Raw genomic sequence first — 24,908 nt, 5'->3', positions numbered from 1 at the left:
ACAATGAAGAAAAATATTCTGTATATATTATTAGCTGGCACGTTGCTTTTTAATAGCTCATGTGACAGCTTATTAGATGTCGATCCGCAGCAGTCGATCGATTCCGAGACAGCCTTAACCAGTGAAAATGCGGTTAATGCAGCTGTAAATGCCGTCTATTCTCGGTTTAGAGAATTGGGTTTGTATGGTCGCGACTTATTGGCTATTCCCGAATTGTTAGCAGATGACGCAATCAATACCGGTGCTGGAAATCGTTTGGTGCCACAGGCAAATAATCAGCCTGCAGCACATATGTTAACTGCTACTTGGCAGATGAGCTACTACGCGATTAATCAAATCAATTTAGTCTTCGAAGCACTGGAAACACTTCCTGCTACGGATGAATACAAGGCAAATATTGCGGGTCAGCTTCATTTTCTAAGAGCACTTAGTTACCACACATTGGCCAAATGCTATGCGTATGATCCAACAGCTATTATTGAAGAATCAAATAGAGGGGGTGTGCCCATCATCACAAAAGGCGTACTAACATTGGATCATATTGCATACAATACACGTCCTTCTATCGGCGAAGTTTATGATTTCATATACGCTGATTTGGAAAATGCAATCACCAAATTACCTAACAATACATCGGTTTACGGTGCTTCAAAATCAGCAGCACATGCCCTTTTTAGTCGTGTGGCATTGTACCGTGGTGATATGACCAAAGTAATATCGGAAGGTGACGCGGCAATAGCTACCGGAGGCAAGACCTTAGCACCGACCAATGCTTTTGTGCAAACATGGCGTACGGTAAACAATCCAGAGTCTTTCTTTGAGGTGGCATTTACCAATACAGCCGACAACATTGGTGTGAATGAATCGCTACGTGCAACTTATACTACACGTTTAACCCCAACTGCTACATCTGGATCAAACCATGGAAATGTGGTTTTGAATGATGCTTTCTACGCTTTGTACGGCGCAAATGATGTTCGTCGCGAAATCATATTACGTGGCTTGACTACCGCAAATAGAACACGCTGGGAGATCACAAAATTTATCAGTCGGAGTGGTGTCAATAACATGGATAATGTGCCTGTTATTAGATTGCCGGAGGTAATCTTAAATATGGCTGAGGCTTATGCTACAGCAAATAGCCCTGTATACAATGAGGCTTCCGCTCGTACGCAACTCAACTTAATCAGAAATCGGGCGGGTATTGGTGCTTCTACTGCGAATGGGGCAGCATTATTTGAGGACATTATTATGCAGCGCAGATTAGAATTGGCTTTTGAAGGTCATCGTTTCTTTGATTTGAAACGTCTAGGACGTGATATCATTAAACCAACCGGTAATGTGGCATTTACAGATTTCCGAATTTTGGCGAATATTCCTGTTCGTGAAGCAGCTCCTAATACACAAGTTGTACAGAATCCTGGTTATTAATTTAGATACTTTATCATGAGATATATAAAATTTATTATTTTGGCATTAGGTATTCCAATGCTTTTTAGTTCCTGTATGAAGGAAACAGACAAAGATTTCTATTTCACCACTGCATTAGCCGAATTTGACTTAGCAACTAACACAGCTAATGCGCCTGGTCGCAATTATCCGCTGTTAGCGGCAAGACTTCGAGGTTCAGGATTAGTTTCCTATCAGATTAACTTACTTGGGGAGCAGTTGAACGCCGATCAAACCATAGCGTTGCGTATAGACGGGGAGAGTACGACTGCTGTAGAAGGAGTTCATTATCGATTGCCTAATGGTTTGAATGCAACACTACCTGCTAACTCAAGCTTTGCCAATTTGGATGTGGAGGTTCTTGATTTTCCTGCACAACCGACAGGGGCTGCTAGTGTGGCTGTGGTATTCGAAATTGTAGGAAATGACGTGATAAAGCCAAGCGAAAATCACAAAAGTATTGGCATGCAGATCAATGTTCGTTAGATCTTTAAAACTATACAAAAAATCTTTACTTATTAAGGGCTGTCGTTGCAAACGACAGCCCTTTTTTTATTGCGGAGTAAATAGCAAACTACGTCGTAGCAGATAATTCTAGTCCTATGGTCTATATCTGATCATGTTAATTTATTTAGATTAATTAAAATTTATTTCTCAATAATCTTTAATTATACTATTTTTGTCTCGATTAATAATTTATGATTAAATAAATATATTTCATAGCGATACAATTACTTGTATGAATAAAATAATTACTCTAATTATTTTTTGTGTGATTCATTTAGGAGCAGCCTATGCTCAACAGAGAATGATTACAGGGACAATCAAATCCGTAAAAGATAATAAGCCTCTGGAAGGCGCCTCAGTGATACTGCCTAGTTGGTCGACTATTATTACTAAATCAGATGCAGACGGCTATTATTCAATTCCAGTCCCTCTTCTGGCTAAAGAACTGGTGTTTGATTTACTAGGATATGAAAAGATCAAGGTTACTATCGGTCGAAGTAATATCATTAACGTAAGCATGTCCGCTATTAATGCTGAAATATCCGAAGTGGTCGTGGTCGGTTATGGCACCATGCGACGGACGGATCTTACAGGCTCAGTTGCAAAAATTGAAGGTGAGAACTTTCAAGATATTGCTATCTCTTCCTTTGATAAATTTTTGCAAGGCCAAGCAGCCGGAGTGCAATCTACCACACCAAGTGGGTTGCTAGGCGAAGGAGCAAGAGTGCGTATCCGTGGTACTAATTCTATTTCCAATAGCTCCAATCCACTTTACGTAGTAGATGGCGTGCCGTATGTATCGGCCAATATTAGCCCGTTTACAGAGTCCAGTCCACTAGCAGAGATCAATCCTAATGACATCGCTAGTGTCGAAATTTTAAAAGATGGTGCATCCACCGCTATTTATGGCTCGCGAGCAGCAAATGGCGTTGTGCTGATTACGACGAAACGTGGGCAGCAAGGCGCTTCCAAATTAGCGTATTCCAATTGGTTTGCCGCAGCAACACCTTCCAAACGTTTTGATTTGTTGAATGCGAATGAATTTATAGAGATCACAAACGAGAAATTGAGAAATGCCAATCTAGAAGATGCTGCCTTCCCGACGCCCATCCCCGGTCGAGACAATGAATTTTACGATACCGACTGGCAAAGTATCATATTCCGTACGGCATTTCAGCAAAATCATGCCTTATCCGTCAGTGGAGCAAATGACAAAACCAACTATTTTGTATCCATGGGATATACCGATATGGACGGCATTACCTATCCCAACTCTTTAAAACGATATACGTTACGAACACGCGTAGAGCAAAAAGTGCTCAATGATCGCCTAACCATTGGTGTTAATAATGCCATTTCGCATACGACAAATCGCGGACTCAACAATAGTGGCAATGCCACTTCCAGTGCGATGCAAGGTTTGATTTTTGCCTTTCCTAATGTGCCTGCCAGATGGCCTGACGGATCGTATAATTTGAGTAACGATCAGCTTACCTTAGGTCAAGGCGCCAATACCCGACCAATTAGAGGCAATGTCAATCAGGCATATGTGCTCGACAATAATATCTATAAGTTTCAACAGCTTAATATTACCGGAAATGCTTTCGCAGAATTGGAGATCATGAGTGGGTTGACTTTTAGAACACAGATCGGTATCAATTACATGTTGGGCGAAGATTATTTGTATTTCGACCCAGGTCATGGTGATGGTAGGCCAGTAGGTGGCCGCATTTTGCAGTATAGTTTTCCAAGATTGCGGTACAACTGGCAGAATTTATTAACCTATACCAAAGAATTAGGTGACCACAGCATCAATGCAGTCATTGGTCAAGAAATGCAAAAGACCAATAATCGTTCATTTTCGGTCAATGGCACTAGATTGTCTTCACCATTCTTCGGGCAGAATGAAAATATCATCACCGGAACACTAAGTAACCAGATTATAGGAGGAAGTGCTGCGCAAAATGCATTTGAATCTTTTTTTGGAAGGGCTCATTACGTATACAAAGGCCGATACCTGTTCAGCGCAACACTGAGAAATGATCGATTGTCTGCCTTACCAATCAACAATCAAACGGCACTACTTCCTGGAGCATCTGTTGGTTGGCGTATTTCAGAAGAAGAATTTTTCACTTCTTCTCTAATCAGCAATCTTAAAATCAGAGGGAGCTGGGCAAAAGTTGGTAACACCGAGATTGGCAATTATCCATCGGCAGGCATCTTCTTGGGTACGCAGTATGGAACGAACAACGCTATACGTTATGCTCAGGTCGCCAATCCCGATCTTCGGTTCGAAACCAGTCAAAAGTTGGATATTGGTTTGGATATTGATCTGTTCGACAACAAAGTGTTACTTGTAGCCGATTATTTCAATAACAATATTGATAACCTCATACTCGCTAGTCCGACAGCGCCATCTCTGGGTGTACCCTCTAGCCAAATCAATAGAAATATTGGTGCTATGTATAATCGAGGCTTGGAATTTGGGGTCAATACAATGAATATTACTCGCGAAGAATTCAGTTGGAGTACTAGTTTTAATATCACCTTGCTAAAAAATAGAGTTCAGCGATTGGCCGAAGGCCAGCCTATAAATTACCTGTATCATACCGTGCGCGAAGGCGAAGCGGTTGGTTCTTTTTACGGCTATGTCGATCGCGGGGTTAATTCAGCCAATGGAAATCCCTTGTTTGAGAAAGCAGATGGAACCGTGGTGCAACGTGCCTTTGGCAATAATGGTGCTTGGAGTGTTTATAATCCTGAAAATCCGGCAGACGAATCACAAATAACCACCGGTTTGAGTATAGATGACAAAAGAATTCTTGGGCTTTCTAATCCTACATGGTACGGTGGTTTCAATAATAATTTCCGATATAAACGCTTTGATGCCAATGTATTTTTTACTTTTTCTGGTGGCAATAAAGTATATAATAGAACGCGACAAGAGTCGCTGAATCAACAAGGCTTCGCCGGTGCAGGACGAGAGCTGTTGGATCGGTGGACGACGCCGGGCCAAATCACTGATGTGCCCCAATTGTACTTTAATTCCGATACATATGCGCTTCAATCCGGCAATTTAAATAGTCGATTCTTAGAAAACGGTACTTTTTTGCGCGCTCAGAATTTAGCAATAGGTTACACGCTAAAACCGAGTTTATTATCTCGTATTCACGTGAGTAATTTTAGAGTATTTGTGCAAATACAAAATGCTTTTGTATTAACGGCATATAAGGGTTTAGATCCTGAAATATCTAATATCAACTCGGGTAATTTCCTGTCCAATGATGTGCAGGTCAGTAACGTTCAATCAGGTCTAGACTTCAGTGCTAGTCCGATTCCTAGAACATACACATTTGGTTTAAATATTGGATTTTAAAAAAGCATTACGATGTCTTACATAAAGAAAACAAATACAGCTATCATTTTTACCGTTGTGATAGCATTTTTAACAACCACAGCTTGTAGCGATTTCACAAATCTAGAACCACTCGATAATCTATCGGAAGGGAGTGCATTTAGCACGCCAGGAAATATCGAATTGGCTATAAATGGTGTATATCGTATGGCGACGATCGGAGAGAATGAAGGAGCTGTGGATAGAGGCTATCCATTTGGAGCAGCGGCTATTCAGCTGGCAGAGATGCGTGGTGAGGATATGATCAATTTACAGCAAAGCTTTGTGAATACGTATGAGAGCAATTACTCTACCGTAACTCCCAATAATAGAAATCACTGGGAGCAATTGTATGCGTTGATCAATCAAGCCAACGTAATGATTGAAGGCGTGCGACGGGCGGCTCAAGGCGGCGTAATAACGTCGGAGACAGCTTTGGCATACGAAGGAGAGGGTAGGTTTTTACGAGCATTAGCTCATCATGAGTTATTAATACATTTTTCACGTCCTTTTGCTGATGGCAATGGCGACAAAGCAGGGATACCTTATAGAAACGTCGCTATAACCAGCGGTGCAAATGTAACCAACAATCTAACATTAGGTCGAGGCACTGTCGCAGAAGCGTATGTGAATCTATTGATAGATTTAGATTTTGCGGAAGCTAATCTGCCAGCGGCTCGTCAGTCTACTGCAATAAGTATTTCGAGAGCGACAAGAGGATCAGCGATTGCACTAAAAACGAGAATTAAGCTACATCAGCAAGATTATGCCGGCGTAGTGACAGAGACCACTAAATTAGGTGCTACAGGATCTGGAGGTTTTGTAAGTCCTGTTGGCGGATATGTGATAACTGCAAGTCCAGAGGTACCTTTCTTAAATAATAGTGGTAATACAGAATCCATATTTTCGTTTGCCAATAGTGGAATTGCTAATCCGGGTGTCTTAAACTCGATGGCCTCCATGTTTGGTGCTTCTACCGCTAATCCAAATCCAGCTGCTGGTGGAGGTCGTAATCAAGTGTCCATAAGTCCCATTCTTTGGAATGCGCCATTTTGGTCAGCAAATGATCTGCGGCGTACCTCACTTCATTTTAGTCAAATCACGGGCGATCCTAGTTATAGATTGGTATACAATAATAAATACCGTAGTTTTTTAATATTTGAAGATTGGACTCCGATTTTGCGCTACGCAGAAGTATTGCTCAATGCGAGTGAAGCACATGCAAGACTTGGTAATAATACACAGGCATTGAGTTTGTTGAATGCTGTGCGCGATCGATCGGTGCCTGCCGCGGAAAGATATGGTACAAATGTGCCGGCAGATCTGATACAGGCAATCCTTAATGAACGTCGCATTGAGTTTGCGGGCGAAGGTCGGCGCTGGCCAGATATTCACCGCTTAGCGCTTGATGCGAATTATGGAACGAATGGTATACCTGCTAAAATTGAATTTGCATCATTAAGAGGGCAGTCAAGTTTTGATCCTATCAATCCGCCAGTAATTACACGCAATATTGGAGCTATTCCTTATTCCAACTTCTTGTTTCTATGGCCGATTCCTGAAAGCGAGGTTTCGGCAAATCCGACTTTAAGGGCTCAGCAGAATCCGGGGTACTAATAGTTCTTTAATTTTAGGCGTGTTCCAGACTTTTTGCGTTGATATTGCTATATGTGAGGTGTTGAATTTACATTTCGGAGTAGGGGTGTTTTTTTTATTTTTTTGTATACAGAGGGCGTTTTTCAATATTAAGTGTTGAAAAAAATATATTTATGATGAGTAATTGAAATTTCGCAAAAATATTTTCAATATAAATATCTGTAATTGTGTTTTTGTGGGTATTTAAAGTCTTTATTTTTCAAAATAACAGTAGTAATAGTAGTTGTGGTTTGTTTTCTTGTTTTGCTCTATGTAATACTTGTGTGATTTGTACTTTTTTGTTAATTCTTTTAATGTGAATTAATTTTCATATTATTGGCTAATATTAACTAACACATCACACACACACCTATGAAACAAGCATTACTCAGCTTCCTTGTGCTGTTTTCGCTATGCACTGGCATAGCCAATGCACAAGGACAACGTTTAACCGGGACAGTAACGTCCTCCGTCGATGGTTCACCTCTTGGTGGCGTATCCGTTTCCATCGCCGGATCAGCCCAAGCCACACAGACAGATGGTTCAGGTAATTATTCAATTGTTGTTCAATCTGGATCAACGTTACAATTCTCTTACGTTGGATTTACACAAGTGAGCAGACGTGTATCCGCAGAAACACGACAATTAAACGTAGTATTAGAGCCATCAGAAGGTTCATTAGAGCAAGTGATCGTTACGGGTTACGGCACGCAAACTAAAAGAGAATTTACGGGTGCATCTTCCAGAATTAGCGGTGCTGAGATTGCGGAGCGTCCTGTGCAAAGTTTCGCGCAAGGACTAGCAGGTCAAGCGACGGGGGTGAATATTGTGCAACCGAATGGTTTGCTAAACAATCCACCAGTTATCCGTGTTCGTGGATTGAGTTCTTTGTCGCTAAATTCCTTCCCATTAATCGTCGTGGATGGTATTCCAATTTCATCTGGTAACGTTTCCGAAAACTCGGTGCCTAACAACCCTTTAGCCGACATCAATCCTGCTGATATTGAATCTATCGATATCTTAAAAGATGCTGCGTCGGCTTCGATTTACGGATCTCGAGCTGCTGCGGGTGTACTAGTAATTACTACTAAACGTGGTAAGCAGGGTAGAGCACGTGTAAATTACGATGCCTGGGTGGGCGTCAGTAATGCCGTGCGCTTACCAGAATTATTAAATGCGCAACAATTTATGGACTTTAAAAATGGCGCGATTGACAATGCATTGGTAAACAACCCTAACTATACGGGTGCACCACGAAATACTTTTCAGCCGAGCTTTGATGAAAATGGTAATCTCGTAGACGTAGATTGGCGAGATGTTGTTTATCGCTCTGCTGTATCGCAGAATCATAACGTTTCTGTTTCTGGCGGTAACGACAAAACGGTATATTATTTCTCGGCAGGTATATCCGATCAGGATGGTTTTTTGGAAGCAAATAATTTTAAAAGACGTTCAGGTCGATTCAATATCGATCACCAAGTTACAGACTGGTTCAAACTATTCGGAAATGTCAGTTACAATAATACGATCAACAATGCACCAAATAGTGGGTCTATTGCTGGTGGATCATTTAATTCTTCCGGTTTAGGTCGTATCGCCATGACACAGGCACCAAACGTGCCGATTTACAATGCCGACGGAAGTTATAATGTAGAGCAAAACTCTATTGGGCGCGGTGCCAACCTCTTGGCATTACAGTATTCCAACCCGCAGGTGTTAATTGATTTAGATCGAAATTCATCAGAAACTAATCGTTTACTGGCAAACTTAGGAACTGAGCTAAAACTTGCAGAAGGGCTAACTTTTAAGTCTTCTTATACTTGGGATCTTCGCCAAACCGAAAATATTCAATTTTGGAATCCTGTAAATGGAGACGGTCGTTCATTTAACGGAAGGGCATATAATAATCACGCACGTTCGGATAACTGGAATTGGATAAATACATTGCAATACGTAACAAGTATCGATGATGTGCACAACTTTAACTTCTTAGTTGGATCTGATGTGCAAAAAACCAGAGTGACCAATTGGGGTGCTGCTAGAGAAAATTTGGCGGACGATTTCTTTGATCAATTCCAGGGAACATTTGTGACCAATGTAGCCGCTGGTAATGCCATCAGTGATTTAGCATTTGAGGCCTATTTCGCTAGTGCGAGTTACAACTATGATAATAAATATTTCATTAGTGGTAACTTCCGACGTGATGGTAACTCTGCACTTTCCCCAGGGAATCAATGGGGTAATTTTGGCGGAGCATCACTAGGTTGGACGATATCGGAAGAAGATTTCTTCCAATCAAGCAGCATCGCGGATGTGGTCAATAACCTTCGTCTGCGTGGTAGCTGGGGGCGTACCGGTAATGGTAATCTAAACAGCTTCTATACCGCGTATAACCTATATTCATTAGGACTTTACGGAGCTTCCGCCTCTTCACTTATGTATTCGCAAGCAGGTAATCAAGAGCTGAAATGGGAAACTAGTCAGCAAACTAATATTGGTTTAGATATCGGACTAGTCGATAATCGTCTCAATTTTGAAGCCAATTGGTATCGTAAGAATGTAGATAACATGATTCTCGGTGTGCCGCAAGCACCATCAAAGGGAATTCCAGGAGATGCCAATACCATCTTACTGAATGTGGGGTCTATGTACAACAAAGGCTGGGAATTCGCGATCAATGCGGTGCCTGTTCGCACACAAGATTTCACTTGGTCCGCTAATTTGAACTTTTCTACCTTGAAAAATGAAGTCACTTCTTTAGTGGATGCTGATTCTCCAATACTAGGTTACACGGGTGATCTAGAGCTTTCTAATATTACACAGGTTGGTTCATCCGCTTCGCAAATATATGGCGTTAGAACAAATGGTGTAAATCCAGCCAATGGTGCACGAATCTTTATCGATAACCAGGGAAGAGAAGTGCAATATCAACACCTAAGGGGTGCGAACAGTTATACATTGGTAGAAACTGGCCAAGCCGTGAGTGCAGGAAGCGTTACTTCAGCAACGGAACTTTTGGGCAATACGATTCCTACTTGGTTTGGTGGTTTTAACAATACCTTCGCTTACAAATCTTGGGATATGGCATTGAACTTCACCTTCTCAGGTGGTAATTACATCTACAATGGATCCAGGGCTGGGTTATTAGATCAACGTATCTGGAACAACTCTACAGAGGTTTTAAATGCGTGGACGCCTGAAAATACGAATACGAATATTCCAAAAGCCGTATACTCTGACAATGTCTCCAATGGCTCTGCATTTTTGATTGATAGTAATGTAGAGAAAGGTGATTTCTTACGGTTACAAACAGCCACTTTAGGCTATCGGTTACCACAGACTGCTTTTGGTAGATCGGGTATTTCCTCTGTTCGATTCTATGTGCAAGCCAACAATCTTTTCTTGTTGACAGGCTACAGTGGGGTGGATCCGGAAATATCCTCTAATGGTAATTCCAATGTCGCATCCGGTATCGAAAGAAACTCTATACCGCAAGCAAGACAATTTAGCTTAGGTGTAAATGTTGGTTTTTAATACTTTAGATACAAATTCAATGAAAAATATAATCAATAAGTCAAAACGTACTTTCGCTTCGATAGCATTTCTCGCAGCGATACCAGCCGTCGGATTAATATCATCCTGTTCTGACGAATTTTTGAAATATCCGCCTGAATTAAGTATTCCGGAGGAAAATGCTTTTGAAAATCCAGAACGTATAGAACGACAAGTAGTCGGTTTATATGCGTCTGCAAAAGCAGGCCAATTATTTGGTGGTCGATACTTTATTTACAATGATATTCGAGGTGAAGAATTTATAAATCGCGCCTCCAACACCGTAACTGGCTACTCAAGTTACCAGTTTACCAATGATCCTAGCGATACCTATATTGCCAATCTGTGGCGGTTTTCTTATCTGACGATTAACCGCGTCAATAAATTCTTGGCTGATTTTGATGCCAATCCAGGTATTGTTAGTGCCGAAGTAGAAGCCCAATACCGCGGTGAAGCAAAATTTATGCGTGCTTTGTGTTACCATGCACTGATCCAATTATTTGCTAAGCCTTATACATTGGACAATGGTGCATCTACTGGTATTCCACTTCGTTTACAGGCGGAAACAAGTTCGGCTAATAATGATTTAGCGCCTAGTAGCGTAGCAGAGATTTATGCACAGATTTTATCGGATCTTGAAGATGCAGAAGCAGGATTAGCAGCAGATAATGGATCTGCAAATGAAAATACCACTCGCGCACACAAGAACACGGCGATAGCACTCAAAACACGTGTGCTACTTCATATGGGTAGATACGATGATGTAATTGCTGAAGGTAATAAGATAGTATCCGTTGCAGCACCTTTTAGTTCACCTAATAACGTAGCACATACCTTGCAAGGAAATGTGGTCAATGTTTTCAGAACATATAATACGCTGGAAAGCATTCTATCCTTTCCGATGGCAGATACCAATGCACCAGGTACACAAAATCAGTTAGGTTATTACTATAATGAAGGTAATATTGAGTATTTCTTGAATCAAAGTGCTCCTGGTATTTATGCGAATACTGCCGCTTGGCCAGAGACAGATGCTAGACGAACTGGTCTAACTACCATAAATACTCCAGCTTGGCACATAGTGACAAAGTGGAGTGGTGCTTCACCATTTATCGATTGGGTCCCGGTAATACGTTATGCAGAGGTTCTGTTAAACGTAGCTGAGGCCGAGGCTGAAGGTGGTGATCTATCCAGATCTATTGCGTTGTTACAAGCAGTGCGCTCACGGTCTGATGCTGACTATGCATTCTCCGGTTTAACAAGTCGGGCTAATGTGGTACAAGCAATCTTAATCGAAAGACGAATTGAATTGTTAGGAGAGGGCTTTAGAATACCTGATTTACAACGCCGAAATGATCCCATTAATTCGGTAGGTGCGGGTAGTGAAATTCCCGTGACAGATAGTAGATATACCTATCCAATTCCAACAGCAGAATCGTTGACTAACAACGAAATCTAAATCAAAAAACGGCCGTTGATCATCGACGGCCGTTTCTATTAATGCCAAAAAAACTATAAATTATCCCTTTACCACTGTGATAAATTTACCAAATAGTTATGTCTGGATAACGCTTTATTGCACTACGTGTTAACATAAAGTGTTTTTTTATTTCTTTTATAATAAAATAATTAATCCTAGATAATAAAAATTTCTTATAATTGTTTTTTGAGACAACTAACTCGCCAAACATTTATGAGAAAAATACTACAAAGCTTTGTTGTGTTATTCTTGCTATCTAGTGGAATAGCAAATGCACAAAGTAGACGAGTAACTGGGACAGTTACCTCTTCTGTCGATGGATCACCTATTGTGGGAGCATCGATATTGATTGTTGGTTCGGTGGCTGGCACGCAAACAGACGAACGTGGAAATTACAGCATTGCTGTGTCGGCAGGTGCTAGTTTACGATTTTCCTACGTAGGCTACAGTACTATTATCAAATTAATTTCTGATAATTCAGACCGTCTAGATGTGATTCTTGAACATTCTGAAGGATCTTTGGAAGAAGTCATTGTAACTGGATATGGCACACAGACTAGGAGAGAATTTACCGGTGCATCTGCCAAAATAAGTGGTGCCGAGATCGCAGATCGACCGGTTCAGAGTTTTGCGCAAGGACTTGTAGGACAGGCGACTGGTGTAAATATTGTGCAACCTAATGGGTTGTTAAACAATCCTCCTGTAATTCGAGTACGAGGATTGAGTTCCTTGTCCCTCAATTCCTTTCCTTTAATTGTGGTAGATGGTATTCCGATTTCTTCTCTTAACGTTTCGGAAAATTCGGTGCCCAATAACCCATTGGCAGATATTAATCCCGCCGATATTGAGTCGATCGATATCTTAAAAGATGCCGCATCGGCATCAATCTATGGTTCTCGAGCCGCAGCAGGTGTACTGGTCATCACTACGAAACGGGGTAAGCAGGGGAAGGCTCGTGTAAATTATGATGCTTGGGTTGCTGTAAGTAATGCGGTGCGCTTGCCAAATGTGCTCAATGCGCAGCAGTTTATGGACTTTAAAAATAATGCTATAGATAATCTGTATAGTAATAATCCTCTTACTCAGGTTGTCACACGAAATGCTTTTCAACCAAGCTTTGATGAAAATGGTAATTTGGTCGATGTAGATTGGCAGGATCTAGTATATCGTTCGGCAGTATCACAAAATCATAATATTTCTATCGCAGGCGGTACGGACAAAACAATCTACTATTTCTCGGCAGGTATATCCGATCAAGATGGCTTTCTACGAGCTAATAATTTCAAAAGACGATCTGGACGATTTAATATTGATCATCAGGTCACAGATTGGTTCAAAGTATTTAGCAATGTGAGTTATAATAATACGATCAACAATGCGCCGAATAGTGGATCCGTTGATGGCGCGGCATTTAATTCGTCGGGTCTTGGGCGGATAGCAGTGGCACAGGCGCCCAATGTACCGATTTATAACGCTGATGGTAGTTATAATATAGAACAAAATGCCCTAGGGCGTGGAGCTAATCAAGTGGCTTCGGCATTCTCCAATCCACAGACGTTAATCGATTTGGATCGCAATTCATCTGAAACCAATCGATTGTTAGCCAATCTAGGTGCAGAATTAAAGCTATTAGATGGTTTAACTTTCAGGACATCCTATACATGGGATCTCCGTCAAACTCAAAATATCCAATTTTGGAATCCCGTAAATGGTGACGGTTGGTCATATAATGGTCGAGCGTACAATCATCAAGCTCGTTCAGATAACTGGAACTGGATTAATACCTTACAATATAGCACTTCTATCGACGACACACACAACCTGAGTTTAATGATTGGTTCGGATGCGCAAAAAACTCGGGTTACCAATTGGGGTGCAGTTAGGGAAAATTTAGCAGATGATTTTTTTAACCAATTTCAAGGTACATTTATAACGAATGTAGCTGCGGATGTTAGAGGAAACTCTATCAACGATATAGCTTTTGAGGCTTATTTTGCGAGTGCGAACTACAACTACAAGAACAAGTATTTTGTAAGCGGTAATTTTCGGAGGGATGGCAATTCTGCACTTTCTCCCGGGAATCAATGGGGCAGTTTTGGTGGCGCATCGCTAGGTTGGACGATCTCTGAAGAAGATTTTTTTCAATCAAGCAGCATAGCGGATGTGATTAATAATCTTCGTTTGCGCGGTAGCTGGGGACGGACGGGTAATGGAAACTTAAATAGTTTTTATACAGCGTATAATCTCTACTCATTGGGTGTTTACGGAGACAATGCTACTTCACTTATGTATGCACAAGCAGGTAATCAAGAACTTAAATGGGAAACTAGTCAACAAACAAACATTGGTTTGGATGTAGGATTGATTGATAATCGGCTAAATTTTGAGTTCAATTGGTATCGTAAAAATATTGATAATATGATTTTAGGAGTGCCCCAAGCACCTTCTAAAGGAATCCCTGTGATCTCTATAATTCCAGCAGAAGATAACATCATCTTATTAAATGTAGGATCTATGTATAATAGAGGTTTAGAGTTTGGTATTAATGCCGTACCAGTCCGCACACAAGATTTTAGCTGGTCTACTAATCTGAATTTTTCTACGTTAAAAAATCGAGTAACCGCATTGATTGGTAATGATACGCCAATATTAGGGTTTACATCAGGCTTAGAATTATCGAATATCACACAGGTTGGTTACTCAGCCTCTCAGATATACGGCGTTCGCACAAATGGTGTCAATCCAGCCAATGGAGCACGAATATTTATTGATAACCAGGGAAGAGAAGTGCAATATCGACATCAAATGGGTTTAGATAGCTACACATTGGTGAGTACGGGTGAGCGAGTTGAGGCTAGCGAGGTTACATCTGCAACCCAACCTTTGGATAATACCATTCCTACTTGGTTTGGCGGTTTCAACAATAATTTCGCATACAAATCTTGGGATATGGCTCTTAACTTCACCTTTTCAGGAGGTAATTATATCTACAACGGATCCCGTGCAGGCTTATTAGATCAGCGAATCTGGAATAGCTCCATAGAAGTACTCAATGCTTGGACACCAGAAAATACGAATACGGCTATTCCTCGGGCGGTATATACCGACAACGTCTCCAATGGCTCTGCTTTCTTAATTGATTCCAATGTAGAAAAGGCTGATTTCTTACGCTTGCAAACAGCGACTTTAGGATATCGCCTGCCTCAAACCGCTTTCGGTCGATCGGGTATTTCCTCCGTTCGGTTTTATGTGCAGGCCAACAATCTTTTCCTCATAACCAATTATAGCGGTGTAGATCCAGAGATTTCCTCCAATGGGAACTCTAATATCGCATCAGGTATCGAAAGAAACTCTATTCCACAAGCAAGACAATTTAGCTTAGGTGTAAATGTTAGTTTTTAACACTTTAGAAACAAATTCAATGAAAAATATAATCCATAATTCAATACGTACCTTGACATCCATAGCGTTGATTATGCTGATACCAATTATCAGTATTATTTCCTCCTGTTCTGATGACTTCCTTCGATACCCACCTGAATTAAATATGCCCGAGGAAAATGCTTTTGAGAATCCTGAGCGTATAGCGCGGCAGGTGGTTGGACTGTATGCTTCTGCAAAGGCAGGTCAATTATTTGGTGGACGTTATTATATCTACAGTGATATACGCGGTGAGGAATTTGAGAATCGTACAGCGAATACAGTTACTGGATTCACGACCTATATGTTTACAAATACCCCTAATGACACCTATATAGCCGGGTTTTGGCGATTTGGTTATCTGACGATCAATCGGGTCAATAAATTTTTGGAAGATTTGGGTGCTAATCCTGATGTTATTCCTGCAGAAGTAGAAACAAGGTATCGCGCTGAGGCGAAGTTTTTACGGGCATTATGCTACCATGGACTGATCCAGTTATTTGCGAGACCATATACATTAGATAATGGTGCATCTAGGGGTATTCCACTTCGTTTACAGGCAGAAACAAGTTCGGCTAACAATGATTTAGCGCCTAGTAGCGTAGCAGAGATTTATGCACAGATTTTATCGGATCTTGAAGAGGCAGAAGCAGGATTGGCAACAGATAATGGATCGGCAAACGAAAATACCACTCGCGCACACAAAAACACCGCAGTTGCGCTTAAAACACGTGTACTACTCCACATGGGCAGATACGAAGATGTAATTGCTGAAGGTAATAAAATCGTGTCGGCTGAAGCACCTTTTACTTCGCCCAATAACGTAGCACATACCTTGCAAGGAAATGTGGTCAATGTTTTCAGAACGTATAATACGCTGGAAAGCGTTCTATCCTTTCCGATGGCAGATACCAATGCGCCAGGTTTGCAAAATCAGTTAGGTTACTACTATAATCAAGGAAATATAGAATATTTCTTGAATCAAAGTGCGCCGGGAATTTATGCAAATACAGTAGCTTGGCCAGCTACGGACGCACGTAGAACAGGATTAACGACGGTTAATACACCAATTTTACATCTGCTAACCAAATGGAGTGGCGTCTCGCCATTTATTGATTGGGTGCCAGTAATTCGCTATGCGGAAGTTTTGCTAAACGTGGCGGAGGCTGAAGCCGAAGCAGGCAATCTTGCCAGATCCATTGCCTTATTACAGGCTGTACGCTCACGTTCTGATGCGACGTATACATTTACTGGTTTAAATAACCCTGCCAATGTAGTGCAAGCGATTTTGCTCGAAAGACGGATCGAGTTGTTAGGAGAAGGATTTAGAATTCCTGATCTACAACGCCGTAATGATCCCATTAATTCGGTCGGTGCAGGTATTGCAATACCCATCACAGATAGTAGATATGTCTTTCCGATTCCAACCACAGAATCTTTGACAAACAACGATATATAAGAAGCGAAAAAGGCCGTTGATCATCAACGGCCTTTTTGTTGTATACAATTTCTACTATAACTTATCCCTTTACCATCGCGATAAAGTCATCAAATAGATAACGAGAATCGTGTGGGCCAGGAGAAGATTCTGGGTGATATTGTACCGAGAATGCTTTTTTGCCTTTTACGCGAATACCTTCGATTGAATTGTCATTCAAGTTGATATGCGTTACTTCTACCGCATCAGATTTTTCGATATCTTCACGAATCACACCGAAACCATGGTTTTGAGAAGTAATCTCACACTTATCAGCGATAATGTTTTTTACCGGATGATTGATGCCGCGGTGTCCGTTGTGCATTTTCTCCGTACGAATATCATTCGCTAATGCCAAAATCTGGTGACCTAAGCAGATTCCAAACATCGGCTTGTCTTCTGCCAAAATTTCTTTTACCGTATTGATCGCGTAATCCATTGCTGCCGGATCGCCAGGGCCATTCGAGATGAAATAACCATCAGCGCCCCATGCTTCCATTTCTTGGAAAGATGTTTTTGCAGGGAATACCTTAGCGTATACTTGGCGCGCATCGAAGTTGCGCAATATATTTTTCTTAATACCGAGATCCAACACCGCGATACGTGTAGAAGCATCTTCATCACCGTAGTAGTAAGGCTCTTGTGTCGTCACGCGAGATGACAACTCTAAACCAGCCATCGATGGCACATCTTTCAATTGTTTTACAAGTGCATCAACATCCAAGTTCTCCGAAGAGATAATCGCGTTCATCGCACCTTTGTCGCGAATGTAACGTACTAGTGAGCGTGTGTCGATATCCGAAATGCCAACTAGATTCTCTTCTTCAAAGTAGTTTTGGATAGAGCCATCGGCCATTTTACGGCTGTAGTTTACATTATAGTTTTTACACACCAAGCCAGCAATCTGGATTTTTTTAGATTCAGTATCATCCTCATCTACTCCATAGTTACCAATATGTGCATTCGTCGTTACCATGATTTGCGCATAGTAAGATGGGTCTGTAAAAATCTCCTGGTATCCAGTAGTACCCGTGTTAAAACAGATTTCGCCAGTTGTAGTTCCGATTTTTCCTGCTGCTTTTCCATGAAAAGCGGTGCCATCTTCGAGTACTAATACCGCGGGTAATTTGCTGTAGTTGGTCATTGTTGTATAAAATAACGATTGTTAAACACTCTGTAGATCATCCCGATCTGAATCTTAGCCTATATACATAAAAAAAGCCCAAACGGGCTGCAAATTAATTTCGTACATCACCGATGAAAATCATCGGTAAAAAAGCATCAGATAGATAAAGATTTTCTTTCATTTTCTGGGATACAAAAGTAGAAATAAAAATATGAATTTTAAAATATCAAACTCAATTTTTTAATGTATCGCCCTCCTTTACCCAGAGGGCGATACATTATTATGCAGTTACTCTTTTTCGAAGAATGTCGGCTTATCCAGTTTCACAGCGATGCGATACGCGGCATTCACCAAACCTACATGACTGTAGGCCTGAGGAAAATTACCCCATTGGCTGCCATCATGTTCACTTACATCCTCACTAAATAACATCAAATGATTGCTGTATTGCATCAATTTTTCGAAAATATCCTTCGCTTCGTCCACGCGACCAACACAAGCAAGTGCTTCTACGTACCAAAAAGCACATACTAAGAAAGTTGATTTTGGCTTGCCAAAATCGTCTTTATGAAGGTAGCGGTAAAACAAACCATTCTCGGCTTTCAACTCCTTTTCTAGAATCTCTAAATGTTTGGCTGCTTTTTCACTAGCTGGATCCAAATAATTCATCATGATGAGCTGCAACGTGCTGGCATCTAGATTTTTACTGTCGATTGCGTTGGTATAAACGCCTTCTTGCGGATCAAAGCATCCTTCAATATGTTCAGCAGCACGCTTTTTGAGGCGTCGTGCTTCTTCGGCAATATCATCTAATCCGTATATTCTCGCAATCTTCAGCGCAGCGGTACTACCCGCCCATTGGAATAGATTCGAATAGCAATGGCGTTGTTCAAAATTCCGAAATTCCCAGATACCTGCATCCAATTCATCGATCGTAGCACCGATTTTCTTTAAGATAAAAGAAGTCCATTCGCGTACGTTAATTTTCAATTCGTGATTGTAGCGGCTGTCGGTCAGCAAAGGCAGTAGAGCGATCAATGCTTGCCCATACACATCATTCTGAATATGCTCGTGCGCCTGATTACCAATTCGCACCGGTTGCTCGCCCAAGTAACCTTCTAAATAATCCAGCGTGCTTTCCGTTAACTTATGTTTCCCAAAAATACCATAAAGCGGTTGCAAACGATCTAGATCAATATGCGTGATATTGGCAATGTAAGACGCGTATTTTTCCATCTCTTCAAATTGCCCGATATGACTAAGTGCCGTCAACACATAATAGCTGTCACGCAGCCAGCAGTAGCGGTAATCCCAATTGCGGCCTGATCCCGGATGCTCCGGCAAACTAGTGGTACTTGCTGCGATAATCGCGCCCGTATCTTCGTATTGGTGCAACTTCAGAACTAGCGCGGAGCGAATGACTTCCTTTTGGTAAAAAGTAGGGATCGATGCTTTTTTAATCCACTTTTGCCAATATTGCTGTGTACGTTTTTGAAATTCTTCAGCTGTCCGTTCGATCGGTGCTTCAAATGCACTACCATATGTAAGAATGAGGTACACCGTCTGGTTTAGTAGAAAAGGCATCTCATTTTCAAAGAAATGACTGATCGGCATGTTAGTGGCCAAGCGCATGTGTGTGTCCGCCGAATGGAATTGTACATGATTGCTGCCACGATCCTTTTTAAAGGTCTGCTTGCCGTAGTCATAAGTCGGTTCACAAGTTACACGAATTTGCGGATGGCCAGATAAAGGCTCGACTTTGCGGATGAGCATGAGCGGCTTGTAATATCGCTCGTACTGCTCGAAACGTGGCGCAAAATCCGTAATTCGATACGAGCCATCTTCGCCAGTTACCTCTGTGCACAACACATTCGTATTATCAACATAATACTGTTTGCTTTCAACAATATCGCCTGTCGGGAGGATCGAAAATTCTCCCCCTTTTTGTCTGTCGAGTAATGAACCAAACACAAAGGAATCTTCAAAAGATGGCCAACATAGCCAATTGACATTGGTGTCTTTGCCCACATGGGCAATATAGGAGCAGTTACCAATGATACCGCTTTCATAACGATGTTTTTGCGACATATAATGCTTATTCTATATCTATATTAGTTGTTAAGATTGATTTTTTTGCACGAGTCCAGCTATCGAATGCAATAATTGGATAGCATCCTGCTGGCTATCTACATAGTATTTAGCGGCCGATTTTTTACTGCCGACCTTAACCGATACCGTTTCTGCCGGTAGCTCATGAAACATATCTTCATCCGTCGCGTCGTCACCCATCGCGAAGATGAAGTCAGGTTGTAGTTTTTCGACAATACCATTCGCAGCTTTCCCTTTATTTACCTCCGAATTTTTCACTTCGATCACTTTATCGCCATACAAAAGTTGTAATCCGTGATGCGGGATCAGATAGCGTAAGCTATCCATCAGTTCCTGTGCACGTAATCGGCCTAATCCAGATTGTACCTTGCGGTAATGCCACGCCATCGAGTATTCTTTTTCTTCTACCGAAGATCCGGCGGTGCGATTGGCAATCTTGTTCATAATGCGTTTTACAGATGGTTTCCAGCGATCCGATAAGTTGGATTTACTGCGCCATTCTTCTCCCGGAAGTTTTTTCCAGACGCCATGTTCACCCACCAAAGTATAGCCGCGGTTGCCAAACCATTTCTCCAAGGTCTGATACGGTCGCCCGCTAATGATGACTACCGTATTATTCGGGTCAGATTTCAACGTATCAAGTAATTCATATACCTCTTCGGTCGGTGTGGCTTTGTCCGCCTCGTTGTGAAAGTCGATCAAGGTGCCATCGTAATCCAGAAAGAAAATTCTTTTTTGTGCGTTATGGTATCCAGCAGAAATAGCCTCGTTATTCTCGGGTTGTATTTTTCGGGCAAACTCTTTGCGCTGCTGGATTTTAATCTCCTTCATACGCGCAAAGAATATCTCCACCCAATGGTGAATGTTAAACTTTTTAACCAAATCAAAGTTGGCCTTCATGCGGTTCAGCTTTTCCTCTTCCGACATGTGTAGGGCGAAGTGCAGGGCGTGGCTAATCTGATCAACCGAATTGGGGTTGACATGCACGGCATCGATCAATTCCTTGGAAGCGCCAGCCAATTCGCTCAACACCAGAACGCCCGAAGTTTCCTCTTTACTCGCAATATATTCTTTACTGACGAGGTTCATCCCGTCTCGGATTGAGGTAATCAAACAGACATCAGCCGCTACGTACAAAGACGATAATTCTTCGACAGGGTAGGAGTTGTAGAAATACGCGATTGGCGTCCAGTCTGTTGAGCCATACACCGAATTGATGTTACCCACACGTCGGTCGATCTCATCGCGCAAACGCTTATATTGTTTCACTTTATCACGTGAAGGCACCACTAGCATGTACAATACCACTTGATCGCGTAGTTCTGGGTAATTCTTGAGTAACTCCTCAAAAGCAACGATGCGTTGTATGATTCCTTTACTATAATCCAGTCGATCGATAGAAAGGATGATTTTGCGTTGTTTGAAATAAGATTTGATCTCTAGTGCTCTTGCTTTTACGCCAGCGTCTTTGGACAAATTATTAAATTTGTCGAAATCAATTCCCATCGGATACACTTCTACATACGCACTGCGTCCACGAATCTGCAAGTAATTGTTGCGAATCGGAATGTTTAAAATGTGAGTACAAGCATCCAAGAAATGCTGCGCATCGTTGAAAGTATGGAAAGCAGTCAAATCTGCGCCTAGTATGCCGAGTAGCAATTCATTTCGCCAAGGAATACTTCTAAACACTTCATCTGGAGGGAAAGGAATATGCTGAAAATAGCCGATAGACAATTTTTCATACTGCTTACGAAGCACGTTTGGAAGCAGCATAAGCTGATAATCGTGAATCCATACAGTATCCTCGCTGTCTATGTATTCGCGTACGATCTGTCCAAATTTTTCGTTGACCTGTACATAGGTATTCCAATTGTCGGTATCGTATACCGCATAACTTGGACTATAATGGCAAATTGGCCAGAGCACTTCGTTGGAGAAACCTTCATAATACCCTAGTATTTCTTCTTCGGTGAGGAATACAGGAACAAGATTGAGCGCACGCAACTCTTCCGTTATAAAAGTTTTTTCTGCGTCATCTTGGGGGATGATGCCTGGCCACCCGACCCATATATTATTTCCGGCATTATAAATGGATCCCAGACCAGTTGCCAATCCGCCTTCACTCGGGCTGATTACCAATCCATCTTCTTTTCTTTCAATCTTTACAGGCAGTCGATTCGAGACAATGATTACTTTGTTATTGTTTTTCGGATTCATTCTTATCGTTTCGGTAATGTTGTCGACTCTAGTGGGTTCGTAAACGCAATTTTCCGCGCCGAGTCTACATTTAATTCACTGCTTCTATAACGTGAAGATGCCTAAAATGTTTGCCGGAAACCTTTTTTTAATTTTATTTTGCGGCCGATTAGTATTATCCACAAATAATACTATATTTGTTTCTCTATGTCGAACAATACAACATATCAATTGTGGTGGTGGCCGGGTGCAAACAGCGTCGGCAGGCATAACTATTGGTGTGTATAAGATAAAAGATACATCCTATTTACATGAGGCCCGACGTTTGCGTCGGGCCTCATTTTGTTTATAAAGCAAATCACAACTTCAGAAAATGCGAATTCATGTCCTATACATTTAAAACGAACTTCAAGAAGATCCTAGCCGATACGACTACACCGGTAAGTATCTACCTGCGCCTGCGCGACGTGTTTCCCAATAGCCTATTATTGGAAAGTTCGGAATATCAAAACCGCGATAACAATATCAGTTATATCTGTTGTCAACCCATCGCTGGGATTGTGTTGAATCAGGAAGGATTGCACATTTCGTATCCGAATAAGCCAAAGGAGAGCAAATCAATAAAAGGAATTAATCTCAAACAGGAAGTTTCTGCCTTCCGAGATTCTTTTCATTCGGAAGCCGTGCCCGAGGTTAATCTCATATCTAATGGCTTGTTTGGATATTTTTCCTTTGATGCGGTCGAGCATTATGAAGATATCCAACTCACCACGCCGAAAGATCCAAAACGTGACATACCACCGATGCAATACCATGTGTATAAGTATGTCATCGCGATCGATCATTTCCGGAATCAATTGTACTTGTTTGAAAACTTGTTGGAAAATGAGACCTCTGATCTAGATCGGTTGGAATACATTATCCAGAATCGCAATTTCCCAGAATACGCTTTCAAAAAGCAAGAGAACGAAGGGTCAAATATGACCGACGAAGAGTTTCGGGAATTAGTGCGTAAGATGAAGACGCATATTCAACGCGGCGATGTATTCCAGATTGTACCTTCACGCGCATTTTCGGTGGGCTTTAGCGGAGATGAGTTTAATGTGTACCGCGCGTTGCGCTCAGTCAATCCATCGCCGTATCTATTCTACTTTGATTATGGCGATTTCCGGATCTTTGGTTCTTCGCCGGAGGCGCAATTAACCATTCGTAAAGACGAAGCCACCATTTATCCAATAGCAGGTACTTTCAAGCGCACAGGAGATATGGAACGCGATGAGCAGATCGCCGAGCAGCTCAAGCAAGACCCTAAAGAATCTGCCGAGCACGTGATGTTGGTAGATTTAGCGCGTAATGATTTGAGCAGACATTGTACCAATGTACATGTGAAGTCTTATAAGGAAGCGCAATATTATTCGCACATTATCCATTTGGTTTCTAAAGTGACAGGCAAGCTACATGCAGGCTCCAATCCATTTGATGTGGTAGGCGATACCTTTCCGGCAGGCACATTGTCTGGCGCGCCAAAACATATGGCATTGACGCTGATCGACCGTTACGAAGGTTTGCAGCGTTCTTTTTATGCTGGCGCAATAGGTTACATGGGGTTCAATGGAGATTTTAATCACGCGATTATGATACGTTCGTTCCTAAGTAAAGGCAATTTGTTGCATTACCAAGCCGGTGCCGGTATTGTATTGGATTCGGATCCTGAAAGTGAATTACAAGAAGTAAATAACAAAATTGCGGCATTGCGTCGCGCATTAGATTTAGCACAAACGCTATGATGATTAGACCACTAGAATACTGCGAGCATCAAGAGCATGTGGCAGATTCGCTGCAGACCATTGAGCACAGAATAGCCGAATTAATCGAGTTACGAAATGCCTACATCGCCAAAGCAGCCGCTTTTGCGGAAGAGATACCAACAAAAGTACATACATTAGAAACCACGTTGCCGCATGCACAATAATAAGATACTAGTCATCGATAATTACGATTCGTTTACCTACAATTTGGTGCATTTGCTGCAGGAGCTTGGTCGGGATTACGATGTAGTGCGTAATGACAAATTTGCCTTGGAAGATGTGGAGGCGTACCACAGTTTATTATTATCTCCTGGACCAGGGATTCCGAGCGAAGCTGGTTTACTGATGGACGTGATTCGCCGTTATGGAGAGAGCAAACAGATTTTAGGTATTTGCTTAGGCCAACAAGCGATTGCTGAAGTATATGGCGGTTCTTTATTCAATATGAAAAAACCCTTGCATGGCGTAGCTACTGGTATTCACGTGTTGGATTCGGAAGAACGTTTGTTTCGGGATTTTCCCGAAGGTTCGCAGATTGGTCGTTACCATTCTTGGGCGGTGGATCGCGAAAGTTTGCCTGATTGCCTGAAAGTGACCGCGGTAGACAAAGATGGAATCATTATGGCATTGTCTCATAAAGAGTACGATGTACGCGGTATGCAGTTCCACCCCGAATCGATCTTGACAGACAACGGACGCCAACTAATTGCCAACTGGCTATCCTAAATACAATCGTTTAGGAATTTATTTAG

General features: G+C 41.7%; 14 protein-coding genes. 11 read left to right on the top strand and 3 right to left on the bottom strand.

What is annotated here, in order from left to right; all coding sequences use genetic code 11:
• The first annotated feature begins 3 nt into the window (after positions 1-3).
• The 8 genes from GKO22_RS11420 to GKO22_RS11385 all read left to right on the top strand — a co-directional run bounded on the left by GKO22_RS11420 (position 4) and on the right by GKO22_RS11385 (position 16,896).
• Entirely contained in the window at positions 4-1,431 is a 1,428-nt protein-coding gene (locus tag GKO22_RS11420; protein ID WP_166335151.1) for a RagB/SusD family nutrient uptake outer membrane protein, read from the top strand.
• 15 nt (positions 1,432-1,446) lie between these two features.
• Entirely contained in the window at positions 1,447-1,935 is a 489-nt protein-coding gene (locus GKO22_RS11415; protein ID WP_166335150.1) for a DUF4843 domain-containing protein, read from the top strand.
• Positions 1,936-2,257: 322 nt separating this feature from the next.
• A complete protein-coding gene (locus GKO22_RS11410; protein ID WP_166335148.1) occupies positions 2,258-5,332 on the top strand; it encodes a SusC/RagA family TonB-linked outer membrane protein in 3,075 nt (1,024 codons plus the stop codon).
• Between the two features lie 12 nt (positions 5,333-5,344).
• Positions 5,345-6,967, top strand: coding sequence for a RagB/SusD family nutrient uptake outer membrane protein (locus GKO22_RS11405; RefSeq protein WP_166335146.1), 1,623 nt, complete (start codon positions 5,345-5,347; stop codon positions 6,965-6,967).
• Between the two features lie 390 nt (positions 6,968-7,357).
• Entirely contained in the window at positions 7,358-10,519 is a 3,162-nt protein-coding gene (locus GKO22_RS11400) for a SusC/RagA family TonB-linked outer membrane protein (protein WP_166335145.1), read from the top strand.
• Positions 10,520-10,538: 19 nt separating this feature from the next.
• Positions 10,539-11,996, top strand: a complete 1,458-nt coding sequence (locus tag GKO22_RS11395; RefSeq protein WP_166335143.1) for a RagB/SusD family nutrient uptake outer membrane protein — start codon at positions 10,539-10,541, stop codon at positions 11,994-11,996.
• A 234-nt stretch (positions 11,997-12,230) separates the two neighbouring features.
• The gene (locus GKO22_RS11390; protein WP_166335141.1) at positions 12,231-15,419 is read left to right on the top strand and encodes a SusC/RagA family TonB-linked outer membrane protein; all 3,189 of its coding nucleotides are present in this window, start codon (positions 12,231-12,233) and stop codon (positions 15,417-15,419) included.
• Positions 15,420-15,438: 19 nt separating this feature from the next.
• Positions 15,439-16,896, top strand: a complete 1,458-nt coding sequence (locus GKO22_RS11385; RefSeq protein ID WP_166335139.1) for a RagB/SusD family nutrient uptake outer membrane protein — start codon at positions 15,439-15,441, stop codon at positions 16,894-16,896.
• Between the two features lie 61 nt (positions 16,897-16,957).
• Here the strand turns inward: GKO22_RS11385 and carA are convergent, their stop codons facing one another.
• The 3 genes from carA to GKO22_RS11370 form a co-directional block, all read right to left on the bottom strand.
• Positions 16,958-18,058, bottom strand: coding sequence for a glutamine-hydrolyzing carbamoyl-phosphate synthase small subunit (gene carA, locus GKO22_RS11380; RefSeq protein ID WP_166335138.1), 1,101 nt, complete (start codon positions 18,056-18,058; stop codon positions 16,958-16,960).
• A gap of 270 nt (positions 18,059-18,328) precedes the next feature.
• Entirely contained in the window at positions 18,329-20,128 is a 1,800-nt protein-coding gene (locus tag GKO22_RS11375) for a glycoside hydrolase family 15 protein (RefSeq protein ID WP_166335136.1), read from the bottom strand.
• A 30-nt stretch (positions 20,129-20,158) separates the two neighbouring features.
• Positions 20,159-22,369 carry a bifunctional alpha,alpha-trehalose-phosphate synthase (UDP-forming)/trehalose-phosphatase gene (locus GKO22_RS11370; protein ID WP_166335134.1) on the bottom strand — a complete coding sequence of 737 codons (2,211 nt, stop codon included), beginning with the start codon at positions 22,367-22,369 and terminating at the stop codon, positions 20,159-20,161.
• 362 nt (positions 22,370-22,731) lie between these two features.
• Between GKO22_RS11370 and GKO22_RS11365 the strand changes: the two genes are divergently transcribed.
• The 3 genes from GKO22_RS11365 to GKO22_RS11355 are packed head-to-tail and all read left to right on the top strand — an operon-like array spanning position 22,732 to position 24,882.
• On the top strand, positions 22,732-24,135 hold the full coding sequence (locus GKO22_RS11365) for an anthranilate synthase component I family protein (protein WP_166335132.1): 1,404 nt from the start codon (positions 22,732-22,734) through the stop codon (positions 24,133-24,135).
• Complete coding sequence (locus GKO22_RS11360; protein WP_166335130.1) at positions 24,132-24,320, top strand: hypothetical protein; 189 nt, start codon at positions 24,132-24,134, stop codon at positions 24,318-24,320. The genes GKO22_RS11365 and GKO22_RS11360 overlap by 4 nt, the downstream gene beginning before the upstream one ends.
• Complete coding sequence (locus tag GKO22_RS11355) at positions 24,310-24,882, top strand: anthranilate synthase component II (RefSeq protein ID WP_166335128.1); 573 nt, start codon at positions 24,310-24,312, stop codon at positions 24,880-24,882. The genes GKO22_RS11360 and GKO22_RS11355 overlap by 11 nt, the downstream gene beginning before the upstream one ends.
• Positions 24,883-24,908: the final 26 nt, after the last annotated feature.

This window comes from Sphingobacterium chungjuense, assembly GCF_011316935.1.
Lineage (GTDB): Bacteria > Bacteroidota > Bacteroidia > Sphingobacteriales > Sphingobacteriaceae > Sphingobacterium > Sphingobacterium chungjuense.
This window is presented reverse-complemented; position numbering and strand designations above follow the sequence as displayed.